The following is a 13,942-nucleotide window of genomic DNA, read 5'->3' as shown; positions in this document are numbered from 1 at the left end:
CATTATCTCCTAAGTAAGTGATTTAGTGCTTCATATACAAAATAAGCACCTAGTTTAACTGTGCGTCCATTCTCATCCAGTGAAGGATTTACCTCACAAATATCAAAAGAATGTGTATTTGGATGTGAAGTGACTTGTTGAAGAATCGTACGTACCGTTTTTGGATCTAGTCCAAACGGTGATGGAGCACTTACACCCGGTGCAAATGCAGCATTTAGTACATCCATACAAAGTGTTAAGAGAATATAATCATGATTATCCATATACCGCTGAAGGTCATGCATGATTTGCGCTTTATTTTCTGGCGTCATATTTTCTTCTAACACATAATTCACATGCAATTCATCGGCTTTATCAAATAGTTCTTTTGTATTGCCGAAACGTTGTATGCCTAAAACAAAGTAATCGGTAAGCGCATCCTGTTCTAAAATCTGCCGGAACATTGTACCGGAGGATGGTTGCTCATCGTATGGTCGTAAATCGAAATGAGCATCGATGTTGACGATTCCGATTTTTGCATCTTTAGGGATCGCTGCACGAACGCCTAAATAATGTCCGTATAATGTTTCATGTCCACCGCCAAGCACGACACATTGTATTTTTTTATTTAGCAATGTTTTGACAATTTCGCCGAGCTCGTATTGCGCTTCTTCTAATGCGCGGTTAAGACAAAGAACGTTACCAACATCTATAATTTGCTGTTCATCGTTAAATGTCCAAGGTAAGCTAGATAGTGATTCACGCAGAGCATTAGGTGCACTTGCTGCCCCTACACGTCCCTGATTACGACGTACACCTTCATCACATATAAAGCCCACAATTCCGGCATGCTGATTATCTGAAGCGCTTACATCATTAATAGCAGTTCTTTTCACTTTTTGATGTAAACGGAAACTACTCGTATTAGTCGTTGAATCTATACGGCCTTTCCATTGTTTTTGATCTGTCATTGTATACATTTATTCATCAACTCCATTTCCAATATTATTCTAGTGAAAATATTGTTATGAATAAATTATATATTCACATAATTATAAATGCTAATATATAATTAATATTAATCTATAGCTTAAAACTATAAATGTGGGGGGATATTGCTGTGGATTTTAAACAATTACAATATTTTTTAGCAGTTGTGGAGCAAATGAATTTCTCGAAGGCAGCAGAAAAACTACATATTTCTCAGCCTTCTCTCAGTAATGCTATTAAAAAATTAGAGCAAGAGATTGGTTCACCTTTACTTGAAAGGAATACAAGAAATCTTCAATTAACAGAAGCAGGCGAGCTTTTATATGAACGAGCAAACGTTATATTGAAAAACATGGAAGTTTTAAAAATAGAAATGGATGAGGTAATTGTACGTGGCACAAGTGAAATAACGATAGGCGTGATGGAATCGATTAAGCATTGGCTCCCAAAAGTCATTACAGAGTATAAAAAAGAATATCCAGAAATGATGATTCATTTAGTAGATATTTTAGGGAGTAAGCGTGTTGAAAAATCACTTAAAAGCTATAAAACACATTTAATTATTACAAATCAGATAATGGATGATGAAGAGCTCGAGGTTAACTGCTTATATGAAGAGCGACTTGTAGCTGTTTTACCTTTAAATCACCCATTAGCGAAGAAAGAGAAGCTGACGATCGCAGATTTAAGTGAAGAGCCTTTTATTATTAGTACAGGGGGCTTTCAAACGAGACATGACATTTTAGATGCATTTGAAAAGGCTGGCAAAAACATGAATATCCAATTTGAAATTGAACGCTTTGAAACGGCTGTATCGCTCGTTCGTGAAAATTTAGGCGTTACCATTCTACCAGAAAATTATTTAAAAGGTCCTACAGCAAAAACTATTGTACAAAAAGAAGTAGATTGCCCCAATTTACGACGAAATGTTTATGTGGTGTACTTAAAAAATCGTCATTTACCTTTGGCTATTCGTGAATTGCTTACTGATATTATGGAGATAGGCAAAACACTTTAGAATATTGAAATCTTAAATACCACGGTTGATGGATTATGTTAAAAATGAAACTAAGAGGAACATGAATTCTAAATAATATGAAGGGTGACAATATGAGAAAAATAGTAATTGGTATTCTAATAGTCTGTTTATACTGTTTTCCTTTTGTTTATTTTTCAATGTACCAAGATTTTGCTAACCGATCAATGCTCTGCTACTTATTGATGATTGTAGTGACTTCACTTCTTGCTTTTCTTGGGAAATTTCTATGCAACTCAATTCCTTTTATTATTGGCAATATTGTATCGGCCGTTATGTCCTTTTACTTTATCGGTAGGATGGAAGACACGCTAGGGATAGGATGGGATAGTGGTTATTTTAAACCATTTTCACCTTCCCAATTAGTAATAATTGTGAGTATTTTAATTTTAACTCCTCAGTTTTTCGCTATGAAGTTAGCTAATGGATACAAAAATAAAGTTAAAGATTAAATTAAGTGAGATGAGTAACTTCAATGAATGAAAAGTTACTCTTTTTTTGATGAAGTGCACATAGCGATAAATTAACGCAATCGACGCTATTGTGATTTGAAAATACATATTATGGCAAAATAGTGTTTTAACTTGTATTTTTTTATCGTAATGAGAATTTCTATCTTTAAAAACACTGCCTTAAGTATGAATTTTCTCTATAATTCAAATTTTTGTTTAATAGACATTGATTTACAAGAAATATAGCGGTAACATTTAATGTAAGAATAAAAATGAATATTCATTCATTTGTCATTTTGATGTTCAAATAAAGGGGGCTTTTTTATGAATTTTTCTTATAGTGAAAAAGTAGTCGAATTACAAGAGAAGCTGACAAATTTTATGGAACAATACATTTATCCAAATGAGGCGGTGTTTGCTGCGCAGGTGGAAGCAATGGAAGATCGTTGGGGAGCTATCCCACCAATTATGGAGGAATTAAAGCACAAAGCACAAGAAGCGGGCCTATGGAATTTATTTTTGCCAGATAGCGAATATGGTGCAGGTTTGACGAACTTAGAATATGCACCTTTATGTGAAATTATGGGACGCTCTTTACTTGCTCCTGAAGTGTTTAATTGCAATGCGCCAGATACGGGAAATATGGAGGTGCTTGTGCGTTACGGCTCAGAACAGCAGAAGAAGCAGTGGCTAGAACCGTTATTGCGTGGAGAAATACGTTCCTGCTTTGCAATGACTGAGCCTGCGGTCGCGTCTAGTGATGCAACAAACATCGAGGCAAGTATTGAACGTGATGGCGATGATTATATTTTAAACGGACATAAGTGGTGGACGACAGGAGCTGGCGATCCTCGCTGTAAAATCGCTATTTTTATGGGGAAACATAAAGATTCTACAGCACCTATCCATGAGCAACAGTCGATGATTTTAGTGCCGATGGATACACCGGGAGTGAAAATAGAGCGTATGCTTACGGCATTTGGCTATGATCATGCACCAGAAGGACACGGTGAGGTGACGTTTACGAATGTTCGAGTACCAGTTGAAAATATTTTGTGGGGAGAAGGAAAAGGCTTCGCGATTGCGCAAGGTCGTTTAGGGCCAGGTCGTATCCATCATTGTATGCGTCTTATTGGAGCCGCTGAACGTGCATTAGAGGAAATGTGCGTGCGTGTTCAGGAGCGACATGCTTTCCATCGACCACTCGCAGACCAGGGTGTGATGCGCGAGCGTATTGCGGAGTCCCGTATCGATATTGAGCAGGCAAGACTCTTAACGCTTAAGGCAGCGTACATGATGGACACAGTAGGAAATAAAGAAGCGAAGGCAGAAATTGCGATGATTAAAGTAGTAGCACCAAATATGGCATTGCGAGTGATTGACCGAGCAATTCAAGCATTCGGTGCTGCTGGAGTAGGACCTGATACGACGCTTGCCGCACAGTGGGCAAATTCTCGAACATTACGACTAGCAGATGGACCGGATGAAGTGCATCGTAACACGGTTGCCAAGCTGGAGCTGAAAAAGCATGCTAAAAAGCAAGAGGAGCTGGTTAAATGACAGTATTAGATTTATTTAGCTTAAAGGGGAAAACGGCCATCATAACGGGGGGAGGACGCGGTCTTGGAGCCCATATTGCACAAGGCTTTGCGGAAGCTGGTGCCAATATTGTACTGTGCTCAAGAAAGGTCGAGGCATGCGAAGAGGTAGCTGTAGAATTAGCTGAATTAGGTGTACAAACATTAGCTCTTGCCTGTGATGTGACAAAGCCAGAGGATATAGCAAACGTAGTATCAAAAACGCTTGAATCATTCGGCCAAATTGATATTTTAGTCAATAACAGTGGGGCGTCCTGGGGTACTCCGGCTGTTGAAATGCCGTATGAGGCTTGGCAAAAAGTTTTCGATGTGAATGTCAATGGTACATTTTTAATGAGCCAAGCTGTTGGCAAAATAATGCTAGAACAAAAGAGCGGAAAAATTATAAATATCGCCTCAATTGCAGGGCTTGGTGGTACATTACCTGATTTCATGGATACAATTGGTTATAACGCAAGTAAAGGTGCGGTCATTACGCTAACAAAAGATTTAGCCGTAAAATGGGGGCCGTATGGCGTCAATGTAAATGCGATTGCCCCAGGATTTTTCCCAACAAAAATGTCAAAGGTCTTAATTGAGCGCGGACAAGATTATTTAATGGGCGTGACGCCGTTAAAACGTTTAGGAACTGAAAATGATCTAAAGGGCGTTGCATTATTTTTAGCCGCTGCTGCCTCAGATTATATTACGGGGGACGTCATAGTTGTAGATGGCGGTATGAGTTCAATCATTTAAGGGAGGGGTACAATGGATACGATACAAGTAAGGGCAAGTGAACGTATTGATGAAGTGAAATTACATTCATTTTTAAAGAGTCAATTTCCAGCGTTACCAGAAGGAAAGCTAGAAATTTCACAGTTTAGTGCCGGACATTCAAATTTGACTTATTGCCTAAAAGTAGGCGAATTTGAAGTTGTTCTTCGTCGTCCCCCACATGGCCCAGTCGCCAAAAAAGCGCATGACATGAAACGAGAGTTTACGATTATATCTGCATTACATCCTTTTTTATCTGCTGTACCAAAACCTTATGTTTACGTTGAAGATCGAGAGATTATCGGCAGTGATTTCTTTTTAATGGAACGCAAAAAGGGTATCGTACTCGATACTCATTTTCCACCTGGAACAGAAAATACGGAGGATTTAGGACGGCTCATATCAGAAAAAATGGTTGATTCACTTGTTGCTCTTCATGCAATACCATATAAGGAAACGAAGCTTAAGGATATGGTAAAGCCAGAAGGGTTTATGGAACGGCAGGTACATGGATGGATTGAGCGCTATGATAAAGCGAAAACGGCAGAGCATGCTGAAGTAGCGACATTGACAAAGTGGTTAAAGGATCATGTACCTTCTAATCATGAAGCAACCATTATTCATTATGATTACAAACTGAATAACGCCATGTTTACAAGCGATTACTCTGAGATGATTGGTCTTTTCGATTTGGAGATGACAACTGTAGGGGATCCATTAGCAGATTTAGGTGTAGCCATGAGCTATTGGATGCATGCAGATGACCCAAAAATGCTACTATATGCTTTTGGAGAACCGCCAATAACGACTTTACCAGGGTTTTACACACGTCAAGAATTCATTAATCGATATGCAGAGAAAAGCGGGCGTGATGTTTCAGCCATCGATTATTATATTACATTTGCCTACTTTAAATTAGCTGTAATTTGTCAGCAAATCTATTATCGATATGTGAATGGTCAAACAAAAGACGACCGTTTTGCACAAATGGATAAAATGGTAGCTGCACTCATCCATCAGGCTTCCAAGGCACTCTAAACTATGGTGAAAATGACGGTTGTTTATAAAGCAGCCGTCATTTCATATTGTTAAAACCTTTTTCTGTCAATGAAATTAAGGTGTCAAATTATACAAGGTAGGACTCTTCCCTACCAAAGTAAGAAATGATCAGATTTTAGGAGGCTGAAATGGAATCAAGATTGAGTGTAGAAAGTGAAAAAAATAACGAGATAAAAACAAAGATGGGCTTTTTACTCGTATTTTACTTTTCATGGACAATTAAAGAATTATGGTTAATCGACTACATTTATTCGTTCGGTGAAATTATCTCTCCATTATTAGAGGCGGTCGTTAAGGGTGTCATTTGGATTGTTCCAACGTGGTTATACATAAAATACTATTTACATACTTACCCATTTGACTTCTTAAGAATGAACGTAAATGTTATTAGGGGTTTGTTTTGGGGAGTAGTTCTTTCATTGTTAGTGGGCTTATATTTTGCTTTTGAAACTTATATCATTAATCAACAATCATTTCAATTTTCATTATCTATTGATGATTATCTAAATGTTTTTTTAATGGCTGGGATTGCAGAAGAAATAGTTTTTAGGGGATTAATTTTACAAGAGATTAATAAAAAAATGACTTTTTGGAAAGCAAATGTTTTGACTGCTTTATTTTTTTTAGTAATACACTATCCAGTTTGGATTTACAATGAAAAATTCTTTCATTTTGGGGGGCATGTATATGTATTAATTTTAGGCATACTCTTTGGGTTCGTGTACAAAAAGACTGGCTCATTATGGTCAGTTATTATATTGCATGTACTTCATAATTTTTTTGTATCTATTATTTAGAAAAGAAAATACATTATTAACTTTCTTCAACTAACGATACGATTCTGCGAGGGAGGATATTTATGACTTATAAGTTTGAGATTATGACTCAGGAACAAGCTGAGGATATTGCACATAATTGGCACTATGATGGAGAATATTCTTTTTATGATATAGAAGCTGATGCAGAAGATTTAGCTGAATTTTTAAACCCAGAAACAAGAGGTACCTCAATGTTTGCAGTTTTGAAAAAGGATGAAATCATTGGTTTCTTCAGTGTTAACAAAGTAGCTACTAGAATTTATGATATAGGTTTAGGAATGAGACCAGATTTGACTGGCGATGGTAGAGGATTAGAATTTCTAAATGCAGGTATTGATTTTGTCCAATCAAGATTTACACCAGATAAAATTATATTATCAGTGGCAACTTTTAATCAAAGAGCGATAAAAGTATATAGAAAAGCTGGGTTTAAAGATATTGATACATTTATGCAAGATACAAATGGGAGTACATATGAATTTTTAAGAATGGCTTATGAATGCTAATTTAAAGGTTCTTTGTCCAATTAAAGGTTCCAATTAGGGCATCGTTTCTTGCGCTAACGGAGCAGTAGTGGAAAACGGTGATACATCAATGTTTATAGAGGGAGTTTAGGACAAGAAGAATTCAAGTAGGTAATAGCTTTTTAGACGGGATTTATTGGGATATTATGCTAAACTGACTAAAAGGAGATTAAAGGACTGATTCAATAATGGATATTAGAAAACCTAACGATTTTGAACTAAAAAAGGTATTATCTCTTTCTCCACAAGCTGTTTTTGATGGCACATTAGGTGAAGTAGAACCTACAAAAGAAAAAATTGACCAGCTTGTTAAACCACTTTTGGAAAAGGGGAGCTATTATTTAATAGCGACAAAAAAAGATAAATTAATGGGCTGGATTCTTATAGGCGCTAGCAAAGACCAATTTACTGATATGATGAATGGATTTATTTATGAACTATTTGTTATTGAAGAATTTAGGGGAAATGGGATTTCTAAAATGTTAATGAGAGCAGGTATTGACCATCTAAAACAAGATGGATATTCAGAAATACGTCTAAGTGCATTTGCAGGGAATCAAGCAATTAAACTGTATGAAAAATTGGGATTTAGCATTAGGACAGTTACTATGAGTTTGCAGTTATAAGCAACTAGCTTTTTTCACTACGGGTGCTTAGCTTCAAGATGGGATTCCACAGGGATCCCATCTTTTTCTTCATCACGAAGTGGTGGAAACTGTTGATACATCAATGTTTATAGAGGGGGTGTAGTACAACCTTTTATAGAGTTACAAAAAAGCTGAACTCCACATTTTGGAAATTAACTTTTTTTCTATATATTAGCTTTTAGTTATAATCGAATTAATGGACTCTTATGGCTAATTCAAATCTTTTAAATACCACGCATCCATAGCAGAGTGTTCAGAACCTGGTAGGGGTTCTTGTAAAAGTGTGAATCCAAATTTTTTATATAAAATACATGCAGTTTTTAATTCATGCATTGTTTCTAAATAGCACTTTTCATAATGTTTAGGGGCAAAAGACAAAGCTGTTTCCATTAATTTCTTAGAAAGCCCTAAACCTTGTGCTTTTGGACTTAAGTATAGCTTTTGTAATTCGCAAACTTTTTCCTGTTCGCTGAACGGAGCTATACCAATTCCACCTACAACTTCCCCATCTAATTCTACTACCCAATAGTTCGCATGTTTTAAATTATTATAATATTGGTAAAGGTCGTTAAGTTGAGGATCAAAATAAGCTGATCCAGGAACTGCTAATCCAAGTGATTTTAATGAATCTTGTATAATTTCTTTTACTTTTGTATTGTCTTCTTTTTTAATTTCTCGAATAATCATATACGATCTCCTTCAATTAGGTCTTAATAAGGATTGCCACAGATTTTTGAAAATATATTCCTAAAATGTTGACTTAGTCCACATTTATATTAATATTAAATGTAGACTAAGTCAACTAAAGGAGAATGTATGGATAAAGAAATTATTTATGATATCAGACAATTCAATCGTTTTTATACAAAGGTACTTGGTTTATTTAATAACCAAATTCTAGATACAGATTGTTCATTAACCGAAGCACGAATACTATTTGAAATAAGTGAGAGAACTGAGTGTATTGCAAATAATCTCGTGCAAGAACTTAATATTGATAGAAGCTATTTGAGCAGAATTTTACGTAAATTTGAGAGGGAAGGGTTAATAGAGAAAAAAAGCTCACCAATAGACAGTAGAAAAAATCTCCTATTCTTGACGAGAAAAGGGGAAGAACTACTAGATAAAATTAACAATCAGTCAGATGAACAAGTAAATCAATTGTTTAATGGACTAACAAAAAGTGAGATCAATGAAATTCGTAATTCAATGATGCTAATAAAAGAAAAATTAGATAATAATAAACTTTGAAGATTATCTTGAAATCGAGTCTTCTGTTAAAGAGCGCGATAATTTAATAAGCGTCGCTGTTCCACTTAAACTTCTAGGAAAGAACTTAATCATCTTTTATTTCTGTGGAGAAGAGCTAAATTGTGTGGAGATGGCTATTGGAGGCTTTACTTGAAGATCATTGAGTTGCATAGGCAGCTCTTTTTTCTTATTGAACTACCGAAGTAGGTTACTTTAAAAGGGCAAAAAAATTTATATACAGTAAAGTTTTTAGTTGTGCAGGGAGGGAAAACAATGCAATAACAAATAATTCAAAATTGGAATCAGTATTGTATAGATGAAAATTTTGTTGGCTTAGGTTCTACAAGAAAAGTATATAGAGTTTTGGATTATGTAATAAAAGTGCATTTGCATCCAATTGGTTATAAACAATCAAAAAATGAAATAGAAATTTATACTTCAATGGCTGACAAAGGTCTCGATCGGTTATTCGCTCAGACATATTATGTAGATGAATTCATATCTGTACAAAAATATTACAAACCTTTAGAGCTAAAGAATAATCAGTCGTATGAGGTGAAAGTTGAAGAAAACCGACGCTTGATCCCTAATTTGTTTGATGAGGTTTTAGAAATATTAGATAAAAACTTCGACTGCTTTGATTTAATAGACAGTAGTAATTACGGTTTAAACAATGATGGTAAACTTGTTTTTATCGATTATGGTATGACAAAGAAATTATATGAGAAAGAGTGGGTCCCATTAGCAGAAGAGGGCATACTTCCGCAAATACATTTTGACTTTTGCATCATTTGTGGATTAGAAAAGGAACTACGTATGTACGGAGACGATGACAAAGACAAACGTTGTTATGAGTGTGGTAAGGAATAAGGGGAATTAGTATGTCGGTAAGTTTGTGAAATATTGTACTTAAACACCCATGAAAAAACGTAATCACATTTTCTGTGTTGTTGTATTAATTTTTACGACATGGAAATCAAGCTACCGAAGTCAAAGGAGCTTTTCTTATTGAGCTGAGTTAAGTGGCAACAGCTAGCTGTAAATTAATAGACGTAGATTATAAAAGGATTAACAGTAAACATGCGTGTGTTACCAATCCAATAGCTGCATAATTGAAGAAGACTAGCCAAGCTAATTTAGCCTAGCTAGTCTTTTTTTCTATGTTTTATGATTGGTAGTGAACTATAATTATGCTTTTTATGTTTGGATAATAGGAATACGTTCTAGCTCCGAAAGTTGTTAACATCTACAAAAGCGCTTTCAATCCTAATTTTCCCTGTAGTAAGTAAATTTCCATATCCTAACACATGAAAAAGGAGCCATTCTTACAAATGAGTAAGAATAGAGAATAAATAGTTAGTTAACAGTTATTCAAATATAAAGAATATCTAGTCTATAATTTAGACATCGAGGAAAGAAGGAGAAAAAAATGAAAAAAATTATAGGATTTGTTTTAGTTATCGTTATTTTTTTAGGTATAGGATACGGAGTAAAACGTTTTATTCAAGGCCCACCACAACCGGCCAATGGAATAGTAGTTATCGGTACAGAACAAGATGTCAATAAAGTTAAGCAGGAATATAAAAATAAAACCGAACAAACTTATGATTACAAAGCGAAGTTCATCGTAACAAAAAAAGGTGAATCAGAACATGAGTATTTGGTTATTAACAAAACTACTGCTGAACAATTAGTTAAGAGTGGAATTATTAGAGCAAGAAAAGAACCAAGAAGTTCATCTCTCATTTCAGAACCTGTTAATGAAATTAAAGAATTACCTGGTTCACAAAATTTATTCTATTCTATAACTGATTATGATTTGATAGATAGCCAGATAGATTTGAATGGACAAATGATACCTGTAAGCTATATTAAGAATCAAATATGGGTCGGATATATGGCTATGGATTTTGTTATTCTAAATGATAAAACTTATGATGAGTTGGCTGACCCAGATTCCGTTATGACAATGATTCACTTAAAGGATAAATTTGATTATAAAGAAGATAAAGAAGAAGTAAAACAAATTTACAAAACAATTGAGAACGTTTATCCAGATAGCAAACGCAAAGTAGATTTTGTAGACATACAAGATTGAGCTTTAATGATGAAAGGATGGGTCATATGGAAGTTGTACGTATGGAGAATATAGTGAAAAGCTATGGAGAAGGCAATAGCAGGGTAGATGCATTAAAAGGGATTGATCTTTCTATTCAGCAAGGCGAGTTTGTCTCAATCGTCGGTGCTTCTGGTTCTGGAAAAAGTACACTGCTACATATTTTAGGTGGGTTGGATCGCCCTAGTTCTGGGGAGGTATTCATTGGGGATAATGATATTTATAAATATTCAGATAGTGAACTTTCAGTATTCAGAAGACGAAAAGTTGGCTTCATTTTTCAATTCTTTAATTTGATACCTGTATTAAATGTCCAAGAAAATATTGCTTTACCTACGTTATTGGATAGTGAATCTATAGATATGGCGTATTTAAATGAAATTATGAATATCCTGGGGCTTCAAGAACGTAAGGACCACTTACCTTCCGAACTATCTGGAGGGCAACAGCAACGGGTTTCAATTGGCAGGGCGCTTATTAATCGTCCGCATTTGATACTTGCTGATGAGCCTACAGGTAATCTGGATACTCGAAATACGAAAGAAGTTATGGATTTATTAAGATTCACGGCAAAAAAATACAATCAAACCATTGTAATGATTACTCACGATCTAACAATAGCATCAGCCTCGGATCGGATTATCACAATACAAGATGGTAAAATCATTTCTGACCAACGACTGACCGCGAAAGAGTCACTGACCGGAGGGAATGATTTTGATCAATAGTTATAAGCAACTAGGTACTAAGTATTTAAAAGGGAATATGAAACGAACAATTTTGACGTTGGTTGGAATCGTGCTCTCTGTAGCATTAATTTCAACGATTGGTCTCTATGCGAAAGGATCACAACTTTCTCAAATTGAGAACACCAAAAAGTTAAGCGGGGTTTCTTTTCATGTTGGTATTTCAGATTACGATGAAGAGATATTAAATAAAATCAGATTTAATCCCCAAATTGAATCGTTTGGTTTAATGTCTGAAGGGGACATCTTTCCACTTGGAGAGGTTTCTGTGCAAATGAATTTTGCAGATCACCAAGCCTTAAATTTTTTAACCTATAGCCTACTAGATGGAAAATTACCATCTAATGACCATGAGGCCGCTGTTGATTCCTGGATACTTCCTTATATAAAAAAAGATCTTCAGATTGGTGATTCATTTGAACTGGATGGAAAAACATATCAACTGGTAGGCTTACTGAATAATAATGATTCTACACAGAAAGGTAAAAATGGACGATTATTAACATATAAAAGTAAGTTTGCTATTGGAGAGGGAAGGATATTAATTGAAATTAATGAGAAGGCAGACTTCAATGAGGTTTTAGACGAACTTAAATCAATTACTGAAGATGATAATATTGCTATTAACAATGATTTGATTCTAGTTTTGAAACCGGAATCGAATCAAGCGCTTCTGACTATCCTAGTTATCGTTGTCAGTATTGTTGTAATTGCGACAATTATTGTTATTTACAACGCTTTTCAAATCAGTGTCGTAGAGCGAATGAAGCAGTTCGGCTTGTTGAGAAGCATCGGTGCTACACGAAAACAAATTCGACAAATTGTAATGAAAGAAGCTGCCGTACTTGCTTTCATAGCTATACCAATTGGGATTGTATGTAGCTTATTGGCGCTTGGTATTCTCCAAACCATTTTCTTGATATTACTAGAAGATAGTTCAAATGTTCCCTTGTTCAATATTGATTGGCAGATATTATTGATTAGTTCGATTCTTACTCTGATAGCCGTATTAGTATCCAGTTATTACCCGGCTTTTTTTGCAGGCAGAATATCACCGTTGTTGGCAATTAGTAGTAGATTATCAATAAATAAAGGGAAAATCAAAAATCAAAATAATAAGGTGCTAAGAAAACCTTTTTCATTCCCGTTAAGCATGGCCTTAAAAAATGTAAAAAGAAATAAAAATCGTTATACCGTTACCGTTTTATCAATTATTATAAGCAGTGTATTGTTTATTACTTTTTCATCTTTAATGGACATCGCATTTTCATCCAGACTTGTGAACGATCCGTACGAATCGGATCTTACAATCAATCTACATGATGAAAATAATGTTTCTTCTGAAAATCTGGAGGTTTTAGAACAAATAAAGTTGATTAAAAATGTATCCGAGGTTTCCGAACAAGACTTAAGTTTTGAAATTGAATTGAAAGATACAAATCAATCTCTCGCTACTGTTGAAGACATCCAGAACACTATTGGAAAAAATCACTCTATTGTAGTGATCAATAACTTTGAAGCGAAAAAAGACCAGAAGGAATCCGTTCTCATTATCAAAGTTCTTGTCTATGCTTTTATTGTGGTCATTTCTTTAATCGGTAGTTTAAATATCCTCAATACGATTACGATTAGCATCATGGTTAGGCGAAAAGAACTGGCTGCATTAAAATCCATAGGTATGTCCCAAAAGGATTTGAAAAAAATGATTACTTATGAAGCACTGATTTACGGTTTTTCTGGAAGCTTGCAAGGTATATTTTTCGGTTGTATACTTTCATATATTATTACGTATAATGCTACTTCCGGTTTCTTAAAAGCAGAATGGTCGATTCCTTATATTGCTTGTTTTATTACATTTGTTGCAGCTTTGATAATCAGTTATTTATCTGTGCTGCTACCGCTGAGAAGAATCCGACAGGATAATATTATAAATACGATAAGAGAAGAATAATACTAAAGGCCTGGCTATTTAT

At 35.1% G+C, this 13,942-nt stretch carries 15 protein-coding genes; 13 read left to right on the top strand and 2 right to left on the bottom strand.

What is annotated here, in order from left to right; all coding sequences use genetic code 11:
• Nucleotides 1-2 precede the first annotated feature (2 nt).
• Nucleotides 3-959 carry a formimidoylglutamase gene (gene hutG / locus MY533_RS12115; RefSeq protein ID WP_248716150.1) on the bottom strand — a complete coding sequence of 319 codons (957 nt, stop codon included), beginning with the start codon at nucleotides 957-959 and terminating at the stop codon, nucleotides 3-5.
• A gap of 140 nt (nucleotides 960-1,099) precedes the next feature.
• On the opposite strand from hutG, the gene MY533_RS12110 reads away from it, so the two are divergent.
• From MY533_RS12110 to MY533_RS12075, 8 genes are all read left to right on the top strand, one after another.
• Complete coding sequence (locus tag MY533_RS12110; protein ID WP_248716149.1) at nucleotides 1,100-1,987, top strand: LysR family transcriptional regulator; 888 nt, start codon at nucleotides 1,100-1,102, stop codon at nucleotides 1,985-1,987.
• Nucleotides 1,988-2,079: 92 nt separating this feature from the next.
• Nucleotides 2,080-2,457 carry a hypothetical protein gene (locus tag MY533_RS12105; protein WP_248716148.1) on the top strand — a complete coding sequence of 126 codons (378 nt, stop codon included), beginning with the start codon at nucleotides 2,080-2,082 and terminating at the stop codon, nucleotides 2,455-2,457.
• A gap of 324 nt (nucleotides 2,458-2,781) precedes the next feature.
• On the top strand, nucleotides 2,782-4,017 hold the full coding sequence (locus MY533_RS12100; RefSeq protein WP_248716147.1) for an acyl-CoA dehydrogenase family protein: 1,236 nt from the start codon (nucleotides 2,782-2,784) through the stop codon (nucleotides 4,015-4,017).
• Entirely contained in the window at nucleotides 4,014-4,790 is a 777-nt protein-coding gene (locus MY533_RS12095) for an SDR family oxidoreductase (protein WP_248716146.1), read from the top strand. The genes MY533_RS12100 and MY533_RS12095 overlap by 4 nt, the downstream gene beginning before the upstream one ends.
• 12 nt (nucleotides 4,791-4,802) lie before the next feature.
• The gene (locus MY533_RS12090; protein ID WP_248716145.1) at nucleotides 4,803-5,846 is read left to right on the top strand and encodes a phosphotransferase family protein; all 1,044 of its coding nucleotides are present in this window, start codon (nucleotides 4,803-4,805) and stop codon (nucleotides 5,844-5,846) included.
• A gap of 149 nt (nucleotides 5,847-5,995) precedes the next feature.
• Nucleotides 5,996-6,664, top strand: a complete 669-nt coding sequence (locus MY533_RS12085) for a CPBP family intramembrane glutamic endopeptidase (RefSeq protein WP_248716144.1) — start codon at nucleotides 5,996-5,998, stop codon at nucleotides 6,662-6,664.
• Between the two features lie 62 nt (nucleotides 6,665-6,726).
• Nucleotides 6,727-7,191: a GNAT family N-acetyltransferase gene (locus tag MY533_RS12080; RefSeq protein WP_248716143.1), complete on the top strand. Its 465-nt coding sequence runs from the start codon at nucleotides 6,727-6,729 to the stop codon at nucleotides 7,189-7,191.
• A gap of 206 nt (nucleotides 7,192-7,397) precedes the next feature.
• Complete coding sequence (locus tag MY533_RS12075) at nucleotides 7,398-7,835, top strand: GNAT family N-acetyltransferase (RefSeq protein WP_132360962.1); 438 nt, start codon at nucleotides 7,398-7,400, stop codon at nucleotides 7,833-7,835.
• Nucleotides 7,836-8,066: 231 nt separating this feature from the next.
• Here the strand turns inward: MY533_RS12075 and MY533_RS12070 are convergent, their stop codons facing one another.
• On the bottom strand, nucleotides 8,067-8,543 hold the full coding sequence (locus MY533_RS12070; protein ID WP_248716142.1) for a GNAT family N-acetyltransferase: 477 nt from the start codon (nucleotides 8,541-8,543) through the stop codon (nucleotides 8,067-8,069).
• 129 nt (nucleotides 8,544-8,672) lie between these two features.
• On the opposite strand from MY533_RS12070, the gene MY533_RS12065 reads away from it, so the two are divergent.
• The 5 genes from MY533_RS12065 (at nucleotide 8,673) to MY533_RS12045 (ending at nucleotide 13,920) form a co-directional block, all read left to right on the top strand.
• Nucleotides 8,673-9,107 carry a MarR family winged helix-turn-helix transcriptional regulator gene (locus tag MY533_RS12065; RefSeq protein ID WP_248716141.1) on the top strand — a complete coding sequence of 145 codons (435 nt, stop codon included), beginning with the start codon at nucleotides 8,673-8,675 and terminating at the stop codon, nucleotides 9,105-9,107.
• Nucleotides 9,108-9,470: 363 nt separating this feature from the next.
• Nucleotides 9,471-9,977 carry a protein kinase gene (locus MY533_RS12060; RefSeq protein ID WP_248716140.1) on the top strand — a complete coding sequence of 169 codons (507 nt, stop codon included), beginning with the start codon at nucleotides 9,471-9,473 and terminating at the stop codon, nucleotides 9,975-9,977.
• Between the two features lie 559 nt (nucleotides 9,978-10,536).
• Complete coding sequence (locus MY533_RS12055; RefSeq protein WP_248716139.1) at nucleotides 10,537-11,205, top strand: lipoprotein BA_5634 family protein; 669 nt, start codon at nucleotides 10,537-10,539, stop codon at nucleotides 11,203-11,205.
• A gap of 26 nt (nucleotides 11,206-11,231) precedes the next feature.
• Nucleotides 11,232-11,951 carry an ABC transporter ATP-binding protein gene (locus MY533_RS12050; RefSeq protein WP_248716138.1) on the top strand — a complete coding sequence of 240 codons (720 nt, stop codon included), beginning with the start codon at nucleotides 11,232-11,234 and terminating at the stop codon, nucleotides 11,949-11,951.
• A complete protein-coding gene (locus tag MY533_RS12045; RefSeq protein WP_248716137.1) occupies nucleotides 11,941-13,920 on the top strand; it encodes an ABC transporter permease in 1,980 nt (659 codons plus the stop codon). The genes MY533_RS12050 and MY533_RS12045 overlap by 11 nt, the downstream gene beginning before the upstream one ends.
• Nucleotides 13,921-13,942: the final 22 nt, after the last annotated feature.

This window comes from Lysinibacillus sp. Ag94 (assembly GCF_023242215.1).
GTDB lineage: Bacteria > Bacillota > Bacilli > Bacillales_A > Planococcaceae > Lysinibacillus.
This window is presented reverse-complemented; position numbering and strand designations above follow the sequence as displayed.

Bases quoted from the DNA above. Each gene is read 5' to 3' on its own strand.
- MY533_RS12065 (WP_248716141.1), top strand. From the start codon at position 8,673: ATGGATAAAGAAATTATTTATGATATCAGACAATTCAATCGTTTTTAT.
- hutG (WP_248716150.1), bottom strand. From the start codon at position 959: ATGTATACAATGACAGATCAAAAACAATGGAAAGGCCGTATAGATTCA.
- MY533_RS12070 (WP_248716142.1), bottom strand. From the start codon at position 8,543: ATGATTATTCGAGAAATTAAAAAAGAAGACAATACAAAAGTAAAAGAA.
- MY533_RS12085 (WP_248716144.1), top strand. From the start codon at position 5,996: ATGGAATCAAGATTGAGTGTAGAAAGTGAAAAAAATAACGAGATAAAA.
- MY533_RS12095 (WP_248716146.1), top strand. From the start codon at position 4,014: ATGACAGTATTAGATTTATTTAGCTTAAAGGGGAAAACGGCCATCATA.
- MY533_RS12090 (WP_248716145.1), top strand. From the start codon at position 4,803: ATGGATACGATACAAGTAAGGGCAAGTGAACGTATTGATGAAGTGAAA.
- MY533_RS12055 (WP_248716139.1), top strand. From the start codon at position 10,537: ATGAAAAAAATTATAGGATTTGTTTTAGTTATCGTTATTTTTTTAGGT.
- MY533_RS12075 (WP_132360962.1), top strand. From the start codon at position 7,398: ATGGATATTAGAAAACCTAACGATTTTGAACTAAAAAAGGTATTATCT.
- MY533_RS12100 (WP_248716147.1), top strand. From the start codon at position 2,782: ATGAATTTTTCTTATAGTGAAAAAGTAGTCGAATTACAAGAGAAGCTG.
- MY533_RS12050 (WP_248716138.1), top strand. From the start codon at position 11,232: ATGGAAGTTGTACGTATGGAGAATATAGTGAAAAGCTATGGAGAAGGC.
- MY533_RS12105 (WP_248716148.1), top strand. From the start codon at position 2,080: ATGAGAAAAATAGTAATTGGTATTCTAATAGTCTGTTTATACTGTTTT.
- MY533_RS12080 (WP_248716143.1), top strand. From the start codon at position 6,727: ATGACTTATAAGTTTGAGATTATGACTCAGGAACAAGCTGAGGATATT.